Consider the following 16274-nt stretch of genomic DNA (forward strand, 5'->3'; position numbering starts at 1 on the left):
CCTTCCAGAGTCAATAGCTTGCATTGGGATGGAGTAATAGGTGGCAACTTATGGAGGAATTTACGGGGGTGGTTTTCTTTTGGGCCTAAACCAGGACGCTAGCAGTTTAGAAATTCCAGAGATACCACTTCTAGATATCAGCAAGATCCAGGTGGTGGCTACAAAAGGAAAGGTATAGGGGGGAACGTCAATACTTATCATAAAATCGTCCACAATTACAGTGATGATGGTAGCGACTACCACCCAGAAACCATCCTGTTTTCCAGTACCTGCGAAAGCTAGGGCACAAAGAACAGCGTTAAAGCTAAACATACCGGTATCGGCATCGGTTTCGGGCCTATTTAATAAATGTGATACTGTCATGGCTAAAATGGAGGCAAATATTCCGTAGAGTGCCGAAACAGGTCTACTAACGTATACTCCCAGGAAGAATAGAACACCGGCAATAACACTTCCTTGAAACATCACCTGTCCAAACCCGTGGGTGGCAAAAATAAGGTCTTCGTCTATTTCGTCTTCGTCATATTCTATCCCAACCAGCTCCAAGGTTTCCTCAAAAAGTTCGGCGGTTGGTTCTTGTAAAAAATTTTCAGCGGCTGTGGGGTGGGTCACCCTAGGCATAATATCCCCTGCATTAATCAGGGAAACTATAATCCAACTAAACACTACAAAAGGAAAGGTGAAAATCTCCAGTTTTTTAACGATGGCATAATGCATCATAAGGGTAGCCAGTACCGAAGCGATTATGATGGCTACAAAAGACAATCCAGTTAACCCGTACTGGTAAACGATTATTATTCCCAATAGTGCAGCATTAAACCCGTATAGACCTTGATTTAGTGCAACCCTATATTTCTTTTTAAAAAAAAGCCCTATACAAGTTCCTATTAAATTGGCTACTAATAAGCCAATTGCCATAAGCCAAGAACTGTATAGGACTCCTATAAGTAGGATGAGACCGGTCAATGATTTTTCCTGTAACATTATCTGCGCAATGCCCCTAAGGTTAACCTGGATAAACCATTTTATTTTAGTCATCATACCATGTCACTTACATTCAATTACCAGCCAAGAAAAATCATCCCTGCGGCACAGACTACAATAGCACCCCCTGCGATAGCGGTCATGTATTTTTCCAGAAATTCGGTTTTTATCAAACTATAACCATAATAACCTAGCACTACCATAATTACCATCATCAACAGCGTAAAAAATAGAAATACTGCGGTGATTATAATTATTCCAGTGGTGGAGTTTAAAATAGCGGGGTAGGTTAATAGGGGAATCATGGGTTCACAGGGACCAAGGAGAAAAATCACCAATAACACCCAAGGGGTTACTTTTCTTCTTTCGGAAGGCATTACCGGACCTTGGTTGTGCCTGTGTTCATAGACATAGACTTCGCCCCCTTCATAAACATCAAAATGTTTATGTTTTTTATTCCGATAGGCCTGGTAAAGTCCAATTATGAGGAAAATAAAACCAAAGATAAATAAGGCCCATGCCGCCAAACCGCCCCTTACTTCCTCAAACCAGCTGAGTTTACTAAGGGAAAATCCAAGGGCTACACCCCCTAAAGCCAAGAGAACGGAGCTAAGGACATGTCCAATTCCACAAATGACTGTCCAAAATAGCGTGCGTCCCAAGGTCCATTTTTTTGCCTTTCCAATGGCAATAAACGGAATATAGTGGTCTGGACCCGTAAGCGTATGTAGAACACTGATAGAAATTGCGGCTATTATTAATGTATTTAATTCTGGTACCATAAAAATTAAATTTTTAAATCTATTTGCTGTTGCCGTAGGTCACCGGCTTGCTTATCTAATTGTTTTTGAATTTTCTTCAGGGCTCTAAAAAGTTGTTCTCCAGAATTACCCAGCACCCGAAGTACGCAGGCATCATCTGAAATTTGGGAAAACCCGAAAATAATATCCTCTTCCCCCTCTAATTTTTCAGCCATATTGGCCATGTGCTCTTTAGGGGAATGGTGGGGATCTACACAGATAAAGTTTGCCTGATAGCTAAACTCCTCGTACTGTCCCATGGTCTTATAATTAACTTTTGAAGGGTTTAGGTATAGATTGTCTTTGTACAGCAACTTGTCATTGCGAAAAACCTGCGTTAAACTCCTATACTTTTTAAATGCGAAAGACTCTCCATTTAGTTTTCGTCCACAAGCCAAGATCTCTCCCCAGATAAGGACACTGGTATCGCTGAGATAAATCCTATTATCGCTTTCAAAAATAGCCCCCTTGTGGGGTACGGAGGGATGTGGTAAGTGACTGAAGTAGGCGTTGCATTCCACATTCACCCGCATGTGCTGCTGTGCACCATCCGGGGTGTCGTATATTCTTTGATAGGATTGTGTTTGTAGGTTAAGCAAAGTTTCTTTTTTCACCTTAATGTCTATTTGATAATTATCATTGTTGAAGAACCCTGGGGAGGAGCTCATTATCATGAGTTCCAATAGGGGATTTTTCTTGTTCTCCCTAACTTCCACCACATTAAAAGGAGGCGTAAAATAGGTATCCTTTAATATGGTTATATCCTTGTATAAGTCGGTCTGCACGCTGTATCTTCCCATCAGTTATCGTTCTAGTACGGGTTCAGAAGCATCTTCCTCAATCAAAGCATATTTCTTAATCCAATTAATTACCTGATCTACCCCTATGTCGTTCATAAGGTCCGTAAAGATGAAGGGGTTACCAGCTCTCATTTTTTTCGAATCACTCCTCATTACCTCTAAATCGGCATTTACGTAGGGTGCCAAATCTATTTTGTTGATTACCAATAGGTCCGATCGGGTGATTCCTGGGCCTCCTTTTCTTGGTATTTTTTCACCTTCCGCTACCGAAATCACAAAAATGGTAATATCGGCAAGGTCAGGACTAAAGGTGGCAGACAGGTTATCGCCCCCACTTTCTATAAATACAATTTCTATCCCGGGATGCCGGGTTACAATCTCGTCTACCGCTTCCAAATTCATACTAGCATCTTCCCGGATAGCGGTATGCGGGCAACCTCCTGTTTCCACGCCTATAATCCTATCAGCTGGCAAGAGGGAGTTTTTAGTAAGGAACTCAGCATCTTCCTTGGTATAAATGTCATTGGTGATTACACCTATGCTGTAGTCTTGTGCAATTTTTCGGGACAACTTTTCTATGAGGGCAGTTTTTCCAGAGCCTACCGGACCGGCAACCCCAATTTTTATATAGTTTCTTTCAGACATTCTATTTTGTTTTTATTAGTGAAATTATTTTTTAAGACATATATAATCGAGAGTAGAGGTGTTCGTGCTGCATACAGCGGATATCGAAGGCCGGATTGCAGAGTCCGCGTAACTCCTCATCAATGGTTAGGGTTTCATGGGCCACCTTATCGATAAAATCGTGGAGTTTGTACAAAATCTCCTGCCCATCCATCTGTCCCAAGGGAACCATTTTAACGCTATTGGTTACCATATTCACAGCGGCATTGTAATAGAAGGCACTCAGTACATCCACTAGTTCTGCCCCCATTAGGGCGGTAATCATACCAAAGGCAACAGGAAAATGGCCTGGGGTTTCCTTTTCTTTTACCCGTTGGTAATAGCTGTGTAATAATTCATGATCCTGTAAGCGTACATATATTTTTAGAAGTCGCACCCCCAACTTCAGACTTCCGTCGCGGACTTCCATCGGGGCCCTTAGGGCGTGGCACTCATTATCTAAGTCCAATAAACTTGATAGCTCGTTTTTTTGGGCCGCGTAATAAGCGTCTCTAACGAATATGCCGTCGTTGTATTTATAATTATAGTTCAGCATATTCCGTACAAATTCGGCGGTGGTATCCACATCCTTCACTATGTTTTGCTGTATATAGGTTTCCAATCCGTTAGAGTGGGAGTAACCGCCTATGGGGAGCGTAGGGTCTGAGATGTGGAGCAGCTCCAAAAGTAAATTGTTGGTCTTGCTCATAGTTTAAGTTTTTGTAGTTAGGTCTAAAATCCTGGAAAAAAGGGAGGGATTATTGCTGCCATGGGAATGGTCTATATTGGCTTTCAGCATATTTACCAATTTGCAATGCTTCTTTTCTACCTGATAGCCAGTAGCAATCAACAGACGTTCTAGCGGCTTTTCATAAGCTACCAGCACTTTATCGTCCTGAATAAAAAGCGGGAGGTGTTTGTTTCCGATTTCGTAGCATACGGTACCCATTTCCAATAGGTTGCGGGGTGTAACCTCCAAACTTTCACAAGGGAGTACTTCTACGATTACGATACTGTCCTCATCTTCAAAAACAATATCGCCCTCTTGTAGGCGTTGTCCTTCCCGTAAAAATTTTATGGCTACCTCTTTTCCGTTTTTAGAGCGTTTTCGCATAATGCGTTTAGGCATTTCAAACCATTCCAAATAGAGTCGGTCCACCTCCTTGGCTCCGTAATCATACGTTTTTACGTTTCCTATTATTTCTTTACATACCATATATTAAACCAGTTTAAGTTTATGGAACTGGCACGGGGGCCTTAGGTATTTTTAAAGGGTAAAACCATGCGGTTCCAAGAAGCTTTAGATGCTTTAATCACCCCTAAGGACGACTTAGGGGAGACTGCATTTTTGATCACAAGCTGTTAGAACAGGAAATAGCGTTGGGCTAAGGGTACAATATCGATTGGATCGCAGGTAAGCACCTTGCCATCTACCTTTACCTCATAGGTTTCCGGATTTACTTCTATAACAGGCGTTTTATCATTATGGATTAAATCCTTTTTGGAAACGCTTCGGCAATTGGTTACTGCGTACAACGTCTTTTTAAGTCCAAATTTCTCCTTGATATTATTGTTCATTGCCGCTTTGGAAACAAAGGTGGCGCAGGTTTTATGGACTGCACTACCTAAACTACCGTACATAGATCGCATTAAAATAGGTTGTGGGGTAGGGATAGATCCGTTGGGATCCCCCATTTTACTAGCTATGATCATTCCTCCTTTGATAATCATTTCTGGCTTGGCACCAAAGAGTGCCGGTTTCCACAATACCATATCGGCCATTTTATTAGGCTCTATGGATCCCACATGTTGGGAGATACCGTGCGCAATAGCCGGATTTATGGAATATTTTGCCACATAGCGTTTTGCACGGAAATTATCGGCCTTTATTTTCTTGTCTTCTTTTAAAAAGCCTTGTTGAATTTTGTTTTTGTGGGCGGTTTGCCAAGTACGGGTAATGGTTTCCCCAACGCGACCCATGGCCTGGGAATCCGAACTCATAATACTGAAAACTCCCATGTCGTGAAGAAGGTCTTCTGCAGCAATGGTTTCTGGGCGTATCCTAGAATCGGCAAAAGACACATCCTCAGGAATGTTTTTACTTAAATGGTGACAGACCATTAACATATCCAAATGTTCGTCTATGGTATTCTTGGTAAACGGACGAGTGGGATTGGTAGATGCCGGTAACACATTGGGATACATGGCTGCTTTAATAATATCGGGGGCATGGCCACCACCGGCTCCTTCCGTGTGAAAGGTGTGGATGGTTCTCCCATTAATAGCATCCATGGTGTCTTCTAAAAATCCGGCTTCGTTAAGGGTATCGGCATGCAGCGCTATCTGAATATCATATTTATCGGCAACCCTTAGGGAAGCATCTATAACTGCTGGGGTAGCGCCCCAATCCTCATGCACCTTCAGGCCAAGAACTCCGGCTTCTACCTGCTCTTCCAAGGGAGCCTGTAAGGAACAGTTCCCCTTTCCAAAGAACCCTAAGTTCATGGGCAGGTTGTCCGTAGCTTGGAGCATCCTTTTAATATTCCATGCACCAGGAGTTACTGTGGTGGCATTACTTCCGTCTGCAGGGCCCGTACCACCTCCAATCATAGTGGTAACACCACTATATAGAGCGTGTTCTATTTGCTGGGGGGAAATATAGTGTATGTGGGTGTCAATAGCTCCAGGGGTAACTATGGTGTTTTCACCGCTATGTACCTCCGTAGAAGCGCCAATGATCATATGGGGGTTTACGTTTTCCATGGTATCCGGATTCCCGGCCTTGCCTACCCCCACAATTTTCCCGTCTTTTATTCCTATATCCCCTTTAACAATACCCCAGTGGTCCAATACAATGGCATTTAAAATTACCAGGTCTAGCACCCCACTGTCACGAGTAGCAGTACTGGATTGGGCCATTCCGTCCCGCACCGTTTTTCCACCGCCAAACTTGTTCTCCTCCCCGTAAAAGGCGTAGTCTTTTTCAATTTCAATGAAAAGTTCCGTATCCCCTAATCTAATTTTATCGCCAACGGTGGGACCGTACATATTGGCATACTTTACTCGATCTATCTTAAAGCTCATGATTTTTTATTTTTAAATGCTTCCTGTTCTATACTAATCATTGATCTTCTTAAATTCTGAGGATTCATGGTATCACCATTGGTGAGGTTGTTAAGGCCAAAAGAATTTCGCTTGCCCCCTAAACTGATTAATTCTACTTCTGTAGACTCGCCTGGTTCAAAGCGAACCGCCGTACCGGAAGGGATATTTAATCGGTACCCATAGGCCTTCTTCCTGTCGAACTCCATTTCTCGGTTAACCTCAAAAAAATGATAGTGAGACCCTATCTGTACCGGTCTATCTCCTTTGTTTACCACTTTAATTTTAAATACATCCCGGAAAGGATTACATTCAATATCTTCCTTTAATAATATATATTCTCCTGGTATCATAGTATGTGGCTTTAAGTTAGCGAATTGGATTATGGACGGTTACCAGTTTGGTTCCGTCCGGAAAGGTGGCCTCTATTTGCACATCGTGGATCATTTCTGGGATACCCTCCATTACATCGTCGCGTGTTAAATACGTAGCGCCTTCCTGCATAAGTTCGGCAACGGTTTTACCGTCCCGTGCAGCTTCTTGTAATCGATGGCTGATTAGTGCAATAGATTCTGGGTAGTTTAATTTAAGGCCTCTGGCCTTTCGTTTTTCGGCAAGTTCTCCCGTCATAAAGATGAGGAGTTTCTCGGTTTCCCTAGCTGTTAAATGCATAATTGCTGTATTTAAAGGTTAAAATCTAATCTCTTGTATAAGGATGGACAACAAAAGTCATTTTCTTCTTAGGCATTCAAAATATGGGGAGTTTTTGCAATGGGCCTATTTCATAAATGTCATTTTAAACGACGTAGGTTGTCAGTTATTTAATTTTCGTGTTAAAAATATACGATAAATCCATTAAAAAGTAATTATGGGTGTCGAATTATTTTTTGATATTTTGATTGAAATATGTAATATAACTGTGTTTTTTTGAGGTATGATGGGAGTAGCTACTTAGCTAATAGCGTTATTTATTATTCCCGAGCCTTCCTAAATAGGGAAGTTTCTTTAGATTGTCTAAAATTGTCCTCTAGAGAGAGCCATTTCAGCTAGAAATGTGGCCCTTAGAAAGTAACTCTAAAGATTTTATTTGGTGGTTGCAACAATAGTATGGAACATACCTCCACGGTACTTCTAAATAAAAAGAGGCATAAATAGTAGGCACCTGCTTCCTTAAAGAGCTATAGGGTTGCTGTAAGGAAATTTTACAGGAAATCTTTGGGGGTAAATAAGATGATGTAGCTAGTCTTAATAGGTAGTGGTCATATCACTATCTACACAGATAATAAAATCTGCCTTATTTCTATTTTCGGGAAGTAGTTTATGGATGTTTTCTTGGGACACCGTACTTATGGTGAGGTAGTTAAGGGGGGTAGTGTTCTGTTTTAAGTACCATAGAATTCCCTCGTGGAAGTCCGAGTGGTAGGCCCCGTTAAAATGTAAAAATAGATTTTCCTTTTTATAATTGTTTAGGATAAAATACGCCATAGTAGCATCTTTTATGGCTTGTGCCATAACCAGTTTTGGACTCCCATGGTCTCCCATCATAGAAAGGATATTTTTATAGGTAGGCAATTCACTATCAAAGGGAATGGGAAGGGGAGCTATCCATGTTTTCTCTTCAGCAGTTAAGGAGTCTAGTACGGAAAATCCGTTCCTGTAGACCATACTGGCAAATCTTCTGGGGATATTGGTGGCTATAAACGGCAACTGGTTTGCCTTTGCAAAATCTACTAAAGGGGCGTAATCGGTTTTGTAGTTGGGCCAGAGTCGTGCTAAAGAATCCAACCCCTTTTGGGTAATTTCTCCCTTTAAATATTGGTTTAGGGGTATTTGGTTGTCCGCTTCAAACATTTCGGCACCCAGGATAAGGGGGCGCTGCGTGTGTAGCTTTTGGGTTACCTTTAACTGTAACCAATGGGCAATGGGATTGTTGTGCAATTCGCCAAAAAGTACCATATCTGCCTTGGCTAATTTTCGCATCATTTTACTATAGGAAACCTTCTTGCCGTTGGAGTTGTATAGGTTATAAGATTTTAATTGCCCCGTTGCAGGACTGCATAAAAGAAGAAAGAACAAAACGAGTATAATTCTAGGCATAGGGTTCTTGTTTACATGGGGTAAGGTCGGTACTATTCAAATATGGGAAATTTTGGGATATAAGGGACTTTTTGGTGGAGAATTTTATCGTTTGCCTAGGAATTTTGTAGTGTCATAAAACGCTTTTAACTTAATAGATGTCTTTAGAAAACAACTTATAGCTCGGAGGAGGTTTCTAGCATGGTAGGAAGCAATTCGCTAATGGTTGGGTGAATGTGGATGGCATCCCGGACGGTCTTATAAGTAGCCCCTGCGTACATTTGATCAATGATGGTGTGGATATACTCATCGGCACCAACACCTAAGAAGGTAGCCCCTAGAATACTATCGGTGTCTACTTCATGGAAGATCTTCAACTTCCCTTTGGTTTCTCCCATTTCCTTGGCCCTAGCAATTTTACTCATAGGAATTTCGGATACCCTAGCCATCAACCCCTTTTTTTTAATATCGGCTTGGTTGAGTCCAACCCTAGCTAGTGGCGGGTCTATAAAAGCGGCATAGCAGGTAAATCTATCGGAAAGAAAACGTTTTTGCGATAAAAATAATTGGGAGTTCACAATCTGATAGTCGTTATAGGCTGTATGGGTAAAGGCACCCTCTCCATTGCAATCGCCCATAGCCCATATATGACTCACCGAGGTTTGTAAAGTATCTTCTACTTTAATATATCCCTGGCGGGATCGTTTAATATCCGTGTTTTCCAATCCCAGGTCATCCGTATTGGGAATACGTCCAGTGGCCAAAAGTAAATGGCTGGCCTTCAGGGTTTCGGTCTTGTTATTGCAGCGATAACTAATCTCTAGTAGGTCTTGGTGTAGCTTGGCGCCAATACAATTAGATTTCAGCTGTACCGCAAGCCCACTATCCTCCATAATTTCAGTGATTAGGTCACAGATATCCCCATCCTCCTTTTTCAATAATTTATCCCCTCTTTCCAATAGGGTTACCTTGCTACCAAACCGACGAAACATCTGGCCAAACTCCAGTCCAATATAGCCTCCGCCCACAATCACGAGGTGTTCCGGAATTTTTTCCAAGTCCAGAATACTTTCATTGGTAAGGTAGGGTACCTCTTTAAATCCATCGGGGATACGGGGTCTTGCGCCCACGTTAATGAAAATTTTTGGGGCAGCATACTCCTTGCCGTTCACCGCTACGGTATGGTTGTCTACAAAGGTGGCCTTCCCACGGATTAGGGTAATAGATTTATTTTTGGTCAGCATTTCTTCCAAACCCTTGCGCGATTCTAGGACTAAGGCATCTTTGCGCTGTTTAATTTTTTTTAGGTCGATAACTACCTCGCCCTTAATAGCGACGCCAAGGGTGCTGCTATTGCCTGCCATATAGGCTCGTCTGGCCGATGCCACATAAGCTTTGGTGGGCGTACAGCCTACATTGATGCAGGTGCCGCCCAGATGATTCTTTTCAATAATAGCTACCTTTTGGCCTTGATTGGCCAAACTTTGGGCTAGGGGAGCTCCCGCTTGTCCAGTTCCGATTATAATTGCATCAAAATCCATAGGTACTCGTATTAATTACTATTTATTCGTGGACATTACTGTCCAAATAGTATCCATTGTATCTATCTTATTCTTCCTTAGCTTCGCTAAGTGGCTATATGTACATACGCTCATAGCTATTCCTTTGACGGAATTTAGTACTGTTCTTAAATGGGTGGGGTGTCTTTTTAGTGAGCGCTATTATATTTGCGCTGTGCAATACACTGGGGAGGAGTATAATTGGTGCAACAGCAGTGTTCTGCCTTAAAGTTAATCATTTATTTATAAGTGAACTCCCCAACAACGGTAAGGTTCGGATTTAGGGGGTTAATGGGTAGAAAAAAGAGCATATGAATAAATTGCCTTAAATTTAGCATCGAATTAAAATCAGGAAAATAGCTATGCGATCCTTAATAGTGCTTCTTTGTTGTATAATAAATAGCAACCTTTATTCTCAGGAAGATAGACGGGAATGGTCCCCTAACCATCAATTAAAAATTGAAGATTTCAAGGGAACCGATACCGCTATTGATCCCTCTGTTACAAGCGTGATGGTACAGTCTGGCGTAGTCTTGGAGTTTGCTTTCGAAATGTCCCAGATCCAATTTGTGTTCACAAAGAATTTCAACGACAAGGTAAGTTGTGCGTTTCTACCGGATACTGCTGTAATTAAGGCCAAAGACAGTGTGCAGGCAGAAAGATTATTGGCCTTAGCGGCTTTTGATTTTGATCTGTCGGAATTGTATGCCCGTAAGATAAGAGAGGAGCTTTTCCGCAATAAAAAGGCTTTTTCCAATACAGGTTTCTTTCAGCCTTTTTTCGACAAAATGGTAGCGGAGCGTAATAAAATTAGTGCTAGGGTTTATACGGCGACCAACTTTGGGGAAAAGGTAGATTTGTTGGCAGAGGAACATGCGGCCGTAAAAAAGGAAATAGATACCTATGCCCATTTCTGCAAGGAGTGCAAACCTCCTAGAAATAGGGGCAATTAATGCTTAAATAGAGCTTTTAGTAGGTTATTATCTTTCTAAGGGTTACTTAGGGGAGAATACATTAGGGGCCGACTTTTTAGTTCGATTCTTTTTTTTAAACCAATACATTCTAATTCCGGTAATGTAAAGGATAAGGGGAACCAATCCAGAAATAAAGACTAGTATCCTCCCAGCTAATCCCGCTATTTCCCCGGTATGTATCGGATAAAATTGCAGGGCAATCTTATCGCTGTTGGGGGCCAATTCATAAGAGGTTTCGCTGATGACCTGGTTCGCTTCCGTTATTTTTAATTCCTTGCTTTTTCTTAAGCCTGGACTAATAAATCGTCCCTGAATATATCTAAAGTGATAACTATCCGTGCCGTCCTTCGGAAAGTAAATAGCACGTAGGGCATAAGTTGTGTCCGGTATTCGGAACAGCTGGGTAAAGGTGTACCGACTTTCTATTTGCTGGTTTTGTGCTTTCTTAGTACCGTCCAGAAGGCTCAAAACCGATTTATAATAAGTAGGATAGGTAAAGTAGGCCCCGGATAAGGCAATTAGTATAAGTGGAATAAGGAAATAGACCCCCAATACCTTATGGAGGTCATAGTTTAGTCTCTTTTTCTTCCCCTTCCATTTTATTTGGAATCCTTTTTTTAATCTGCTCTTATAGGCTTTCCACCAAATAAACATACCGCTACCAAGGATAATCACCAAAAAGATAATAGTACTGCCGCCCATGATGTACTTGCCAATTATGGGGATGGCAAGGGTACGGTGAACGTTTAAGAGTTGCTCGAAAAAATGTATGGAGGCCGATTTTGTTCCTAGAAAGCTTGTGGTTTTTGGATGATAATAACGGGTGGTTCCATTGTTAAACAGTAAAGATATGGTCTGCTGCTCTCGGTAGGGTAAATTTACGCGCACTAGGCTATCCTTGTGTACTTTTATCAGTTGGGATGCCGTTTGCATCAATGTTTCTTCAGGGAGACTATCTACCTGTCTTACTGTTAACAACCTTGGATTGAGTGCAGCAGTTATTTCTGGTTGCCACACGTATAGCGCCCCGGTAAGTCCAGAAAAGGATGCCAAGAGTCCGCAGCTGATGCCCAACCAAAGGTGGATTTTTCTTATTGTTTTATTAAGATGGTTCAAACTATCTAGTTAGTATTAAAATACCCCCTAGCTTCATCATGAAACTAGGGGGAGGTATATTTAAAAATTATACTGTACGCTCAGTTTGGCATGCGTGCCTTCCCCAGCTCCGGTAAAAGTAGTTAAGGGGGAGGCCCACTGCGATCTTGCTGGTAGGTAGTATTCGTTCAATAAATTATTGATACCAAGGGAAACGGTGGTATTGGACTGTAGTTGATAGGCCATGGAAAAGTTTACCAAGGTGTAGCCGTTTACGGGAAATTGGGTATGCCTATAGGCCAATTGGTCATTGGCATCCAAGAACGGATCAAATCGCTTTCTATCGCCCAAATTGGTCATTCTAACAGAGGTGTTCAGTTTTTCTGAGGGCTTCCAGGTAATGTAGGCGGTCCATTTAGGGGCAGAAATAACATCACCCCCTAAAAAAGAAAGGGTATGTGGATCGTCTACCGCATGCTTTACCCCCTCTACATAGGAGTAGGAGGTTCCAAGCTGCCATTGGTTGTTATAACTCTGGAAATCGATAGAAACTTCCCCTCCATAAATTTGTTGTGGTTGTTTGGAAGGAACAAAGGTGTTTATCTCATCTACAAAAACCACTCCCGTTCCTAGGTTGGAGGTGCTATAGTACCCCACGGCTTCCAATTGTACTTGGGGGAATTTGGACATAAATCCAAATTCATAATTATTGGTTACCGCGGGCTCTAATTGAATATCGTTTATATTACTGGCCACCGCAGAGCGTAATACGGAACCAAGATCTGCAATGGAAAAACCTTGGGAATAACCAATATAAGGAATAAAAGTCTCGTGTGCTATGTAGCGCAACCCGAGGTTAAAGGCTAAGTTATTAAATGCCAGCTTTCCACCTTCCACGGATACGGACGGATTATAGTTGCCGTCCCCTTTGGGCGAATAGGGTAGGGTATTGTAATCTGCGATATCCATATGCATCTCATCATAACGGAGTCCGCCTTTAAACACCCATTGGTTATTAAGTTTAACGGTGGTCTGTGCGTAGGGTGCCCAGTTGGTCAATGCGATATTGGGTACCCATAACCTACCATCTAACAACCCTTGATTGGTTTTGTCCTTTAAAAAATCCAATCCGTAGGTTAATGACACATCCATGTGGGAGTAGGAACCGAATTTTGAATTAAAATTGGGACGTATTCCATATTTTTCCGCATTGATAACAGACTGTCCCCCATTTTCAAATTTGTCCGAATAGAAAAAGATGTTTTCCGTGTTTTGGTAATAGAGATCGGTATTAAAATTGGTGGTCCCCTGAAAAATATTGTGGAGGCTATAGGTCAACTGACTATTTATTAGGGTAGATCCCGTAGGTTCCTCACCTGGGATACTGCCTTTTACCCCATAACCTGCCGTAATATGGTAATCACCAGCTTCATTAAATACCTGTACGGTTGCCGGTACTGGGATAAAGGGGGTATCGTGAATGGATTTATAGATATTAGCGCCCAAAGAAAGTTGCTGGTTTTCGCTCAACAGGTATTCCAATTTTCCAAAAGCACTGTAGATGTCGGTATTATCAAATCCGTAGGTAGGGAGGAGGGGTAGGCCTTTGGCATCGTATTTAGTTCCGGTCTGCTCCATACTTCCGCTGATATAATACCTGAATTTGTTCAGATTTCCCTTTAGGGACTGGTAAACACCCCATCCCAAAGCATCCTTGGTCTTTGCTAGATTGCTGGTACCCCATAGCTGGGTAGTTGCTTCCAACTTTTTGTTGGACACCGGTTTTTTGGTGATGTAATTGATGAATCCTCCGTTACCCCCATTTCCAAAAATAGAAGTAGCCCCTTTAATTACCTCTACACGTTGTATATCTTGGGGGTTTACAGATTTTATCCCCAACTGTCCATTCCTAAGGGGCGTAGATTGTGGGATACCGTCTACCATAACTAAGAGTGACCTACCCCGTAGGGTCTGGCCCCAGTTGGAGAAAGTACCGGTTGAAACCGCTAATCCGGGTACGGTAAACTCCAGGATGTCGCTTATATTGGTAGTAATCTGCGATAATTCTTCCAGTTTCGCCTCACCTACCACAGTGACCGAAGCCGGAATCTGAGAGAGGTATTGAGAATGCCTACTGGCGGAGACCACCACTTCATCCAAATTACTGATGTCTTCTTCCAAGGTGGTATTTAGTTGCAGTGGGGCAGTTGTGGTAACTGTAATTTTCACCATGCTGCTTTTATATCCCAGCATGCGAAAACTGAGGTTGTATGTTCCTGGCGGAATTTCTGCTAAGGTGTACTCCCCATTAAAATCGGTCATAGTGCCCTGTTGCAGTTCTGGAATGTAAACGGTGGCACCTGCGATGGGTTGTTGTAATTGATCTGATACCTTTCCCTGGATCAATGCTTGTGAAAACGCGGAAAGGGACATCAACATGGAGGTGGCAAATAGTATAAATTTCATTTATTCTTATTTAGATTAATTAAAAATAAAGGTAAATATAGGGTCGGGCTTCCATCCTTACAAACTATTTTTTTGTTTTTTTTAAGAGGGTTGAAATCCGTGTACTAGGCTAATAATCGTAGTTGGTACTACAACAAGGGATGAATACCATGGAGGTGGGAAGCATTTTTATAAGTTTGTTTTTGGGTTAATTTTATTGTTGATGCAAGGCGATAAAACTTGATTGGTTTTCGTAATTTGTTGAAAAACTAATAGGGCAATACTATGAAAATGAAGAAAATACTACTGTTTTTTGCCCTGATCGTTTTGGTTTTTATAGGGCTTGTTTACCTGTCGGTATCCAGCACCAAAAAAGCATTTTCTACCTGTGAGATTCTCAGTCCAACAAATTTGGATTCTATAGATTTTAGGAAGCACGATTCCGTATTGGTGGCGGCTAGTTTGCTCTATGAGGGGAACCAGTTAAAGAAAATAATACAAGGAGATCAATACCGGGAGGCATGGGCCACCCCAGTAAAAGTACCCATAGTATTTTTAGATACCCTGCATGGGGGCTTAAAGGTGGTAGCGCAGGGGGGAGGTAAGCAAACCCACTCCTTAGAGTTGGAATCTGGGACAGGCACGGTGTATAGTTTACGAAGTGTTACCAAAAATCCAGAACCCTTAATCCCAGACTTTGTAAAGACGCTGGGGCTAGAGAATATTGTTGTAGACGGAATCTCGGCGCAACACCCTTATGCCGCCTTGGTAGTGGCACCACTATCAGAAGCGGTTCACATATTAAATACCAGGCCAAAGTTGTACTTCCTTCCCAAGCAATATGCTTTGGGAACGTATAACGATACGTATGGAAACCGACTCTTTTTACTGGAGTATGAAACGGAGGGGAATGCTACTTGGACGGGAATAGAGAATGCTACCCAGGTAATGGATACCGAAGATTTACAGGAATTAAAGTTAGAAGAAGGGGAGCGACTATCCATTGATGAAAATGCGTTGGTACGTGCTAGGTTGTTCGATCTGTTGATAGGGGATTGGGACAGGCATGCCAAGCAATGGGGGTGGGTGGTACAAAGAAACGGGGAGGTAAAAAAGGCCATACCCATGGCCTGCGATAGGGATAATGCTTTTTTTAAGGTAGAGGGATTAGTGCCTTCTATCCTTTCCAATAAAAATCTGTTGCCCGGTCTTCAAAACTTTGAAAGAGATATAGATTATCTTCCAGGATTGGTGATGGATTTTGATCGCTATTTTCTATATAAAACGGAATCGAGGATTTTTGAGGAAGAAGCAAGGTATCTTCAAAAAAACTTGACGAACGCTGTAATTGCGGAGGCCTTTAAAGTATGGCCAAAGGAAGTTTATGATTTAAATGGGGAAGAACTGATAGGCACCATCCAGGAAAGACGCGATAACCTTGTTGAATACGCAAAACGGTTCAAGGAGGTTTTGGATGAAAAGGGGGTGCTTACAGAGAAACTAAAAGGCTCTAGGGATTTGGAATTGCCAGAAGGATTGATGGCTTGTTTTGAATGTGGGGAGGAATAAAGGATCAAGCTCAAAAGTTGTGTGTAGTCAAAATTATCAGGTAAGCTCAACAACAATAATCCACCTTTCAACAGGCCTTTCAATACTTTTTTCCATCGCTGAAAAAAGTATTCAAAAAAATCTAGGCTGATTTCTCCTTTCTTGAAATCTACGAGCTTTCCACAGCCGCAGCGCCCAGGCCGCTTTCACTTAGGTGAAATGCTCTTT

At 42.0% G+C, this 16274-nt stretch carries 15 protein-coding genes; 2 read left to right on the forward strand and 13 right to left on the reverse strand.

What is annotated here, in order from left to right; all coding sequences use genetic code 11:
• Positions 1-60: 60 nt before the first annotated feature.
• From F1E73_RS09875 to F1E73_RS09925, 11 genes are all read right to left on the reverse strand, one after another.
• Positions 61-1041: an urea transporter gene (locus tag F1E73_RS09875; protein WP_086477634.1), complete on the reverse strand. Its 981-nt coding sequence runs from the start codon at positions 1039-1041 to the stop codon at positions 61-63.
• Positions 1042-1061: 20 nt separating this feature from the next.
• Entirely contained in the window at positions 1062-1766 is a 705-nt protein-coding gene (locus tag F1E73_RS09880) for a hypothetical protein (protein ID WP_086477633.1), read from the reverse strand.
• 5 nt (positions 1767-1771) lie between these two features.
• Positions 1772-2584 carry an urease accessory protein UreD gene (locus F1E73_RS09885; RefSeq protein WP_150451810.1) on the reverse strand — a complete coding sequence of 271 codons (813 nt, stop codon included), beginning with the start codon at positions 2582-2584 and terminating at the stop codon, positions 1772-1774.
• A 3-nt stretch (positions 2585-2587) separates the two neighbouring features.
• A complete protein-coding gene (gene ureG, locus F1E73_RS09890; protein ID WP_150451811.1) occupies positions 2588-3229 on the reverse strand; it encodes an urease accessory protein UreG in 642 nt (213 codons plus the stop codon).
• A 31-nt stretch (positions 3230-3260) separates the two neighbouring features.
• Positions 3261-3956, reverse strand: coding sequence for an urease accessory protein UreF (locus tag F1E73_RS09895; protein WP_150451812.1), 696 nt, complete (start codon positions 3954-3956; stop codon positions 3261-3263).
• 3 nt (positions 3957-3959) lie between these two features.
• On the reverse strand, positions 3960-4463 hold the full coding sequence (gene ureE / locus F1E73_RS09900; protein ID WP_086477629.1) for an urease accessory protein UreE: 504 nt from the start codon (positions 4461-4463) through the stop codon (positions 3960-3962).
• Between the two features lie 146 nt (positions 4464-4609).
• On the reverse strand, positions 4610-6331 hold the full coding sequence (gene ureC / locus F1E73_RS09905; RefSeq protein WP_150451813.1) for an urease subunit alpha: 1722 nt from the start codon (positions 6329-6331) through the stop codon (positions 4610-4612).
• Positions 6328-6702 (reverse strand): urease subunit beta, encoded by a 375-nt coding sequence (locus F1E73_RS09910; RefSeq protein ID WP_086477627.1) that lies wholly within the window; start codon positions 6700-6702, stop codon positions 6328-6330. The genes ureC and F1E73_RS09910 overlap by 4 nt, the downstream gene beginning before the upstream one ends.
• Before the next feature lie 16 nt (positions 6703-6718).
• Positions 6719-7021, reverse strand: a complete 303-nt coding sequence (gene ureA / locus F1E73_RS09915; RefSeq protein WP_086477626.1) for an urease subunit gamma — start codon at positions 7019-7021, stop codon at positions 6719-6721.
• 573 nt (positions 7022-7594) lie between these two features.
• Positions 7595-8446, reverse strand: a complete 852-nt coding sequence (locus tag F1E73_RS09920) for a ChaN family lipoprotein (RefSeq protein WP_150451814.1) — start codon at positions 8444-8446, stop codon at positions 7595-7597.
• Between the two features lie 155 nt (positions 8447-8601).
• Positions 8602-9966 carry a mercuric reductase gene (locus F1E73_RS09925; protein ID WP_150451815.1) on the reverse strand — a complete coding sequence of 455 codons (1365 nt, stop codon included), beginning with the start codon at positions 9964-9966 and terminating at the stop codon, positions 8602-8604.
• A 380-nt stretch (positions 9967-10346) separates the two neighbouring features.
• Between F1E73_RS09925 and F1E73_RS09930 the strand changes: the two genes are divergently transcribed.
• Positions 10347-10937, forward strand: a complete 591-nt coding sequence (locus F1E73_RS09930; RefSeq protein ID WP_086477623.1) for a hypothetical protein — start codon at positions 10347-10349, stop codon at positions 10935-10937.
• 42 nt (positions 10938-10979) lie between these two features.
• Here F1E73_RS09930 and F1E73_RS09935 read toward each other — a convergent pair whose 3' ends face one another.
• Both F1E73_RS09935 and F1E73_RS09940 read right to left on the reverse strand, forming a co-directional pair.
• Positions 10980-12074, reverse strand: coding sequence for a PepSY-associated TM helix domain-containing protein (locus F1E73_RS09935; protein ID WP_150451816.1), 1095 nt, complete (start codon positions 12072-12074; stop codon positions 10980-10982).
• Between the two features lie 60 nt (positions 12075-12134).
• Positions 12135-14519: a TonB-dependent receptor gene (locus F1E73_RS09940; RefSeq protein WP_150451817.1), complete on the reverse strand. Its 2385-nt coding sequence runs from the start codon at positions 14517-14519 to the stop codon at positions 12135-12137.
• Positions 14520-14789: 270 nt separating this feature from the next.
• On the opposite strand from F1E73_RS09940, the gene F1E73_RS09945 reads away from it, so the two are divergent.
• A complete protein-coding gene (locus tag F1E73_RS09945) occupies positions 14790-16067 on the forward strand; it encodes a hypothetical protein (RefSeq protein ID WP_150451818.1) in 1278 nt (425 codons plus the stop codon).
• Positions 16068-16274: the final 207 nt, after the last annotated feature.

The sequence above is a fragment of the Arenibacter lacus genome (assembly GCF_008711145.1).
Classification (GTDB): domain Bacteria; phylum Bacteroidota; class Bacteroidia; order Flavobacteriales; family Flavobacteriaceae; genus Arenibacter; species Arenibacter amylolyticus.

Bases quoted from the DNA above. Each gene is read 5' to 3' on its own strand.
- F1E73_RS09880 (WP_086477633.1), bottom strand. From the start codon at position 1,766: ATGGTACCAGAATTAAATACATTAATAATAGCCGCAATTTCTATCAGT.
- F1E73_RS09895 (WP_150451812.1), bottom strand. From the start codon at position 3,956: ATGAGCAAGACCAACAATTTACTTTTGGAGCTGCTCCACATCTCAGAC.
- F1E73_RS09940 (WP_150451817.1), bottom strand. From the start codon at position 14,519: ATGAAATTTATACTATTTGCCACCTCCATGTTGATGTCCCTTTCCGCG.
- ureE (WP_086477629.1), bottom strand. From the start codon at position 4,463: ATGGTATGTAAAGAAATAATAGGAAACGTAAAAACGTATGATTACGGA.
- F1E73_RS09930 (WP_086477623.1), top strand. From the start codon at position 10,347: ATGCGATCCTTAATAGTGCTTCTTTGTTGTATAATAAATAGCAACCTT.
- ureG (WP_150451811.1), bottom strand. From the start codon at position 3,229: ATGTCTGAAAGAAACTATATAAAAATTGGGGTTGCCGGTCCGGTAGGC.
- F1E73_RS09885 (WP_150451810.1), bottom strand. From the start codon at position 2,584: ATGGGAAGATACAGCGTGCAGACCGACTTATACAAGGATATAACCATA.
- F1E73_RS09945 (WP_150451818.1), top strand. From the start codon at position 14,790: ATGAAGAAAATACTACTGTTTTTTGCCCTGATCGTTTTGGTTTTTATA.
- F1E73_RS09925 (WP_150451815.1), bottom strand. From the start codon at position 9,966: ATGGATTTTGATGCAATTATAATCGGAACTGGACAAGCGGGAGCTCCC.
- ureA (WP_086477626.1), bottom strand. From the start codon at position 7,021: ATGCATTTAACAGCTAGGGAAACCGAGAAACTCCTCATCTTTATGACG.
- F1E73_RS09875 (WP_086477634.1), bottom strand. From the start codon at position 1,041: ATGATGACTAAAATAAAATGGTTTATCCAGGTTAACCTTAGGGGCATT.
- F1E73_RS09910 (WP_086477627.1), bottom strand. From the start codon at position 6,702: ATGATACCAGGAGAATATATATTATTAAAGGAAGATATTGAATGTAAT.
- F1E73_RS09920 (WP_150451814.1), bottom strand. From the start codon at position 8,446: ATGCCTAGAATTATACTCGTTTTGTTCTTTCTTCTTTTATGCAGTCCT.
- ureC (WP_150451813.1), bottom strand. From the start codon at position 6,331: ATGAGCTTTAAGATAGATCGAGTAAAGTATGCCAATATGTACGGTCCC.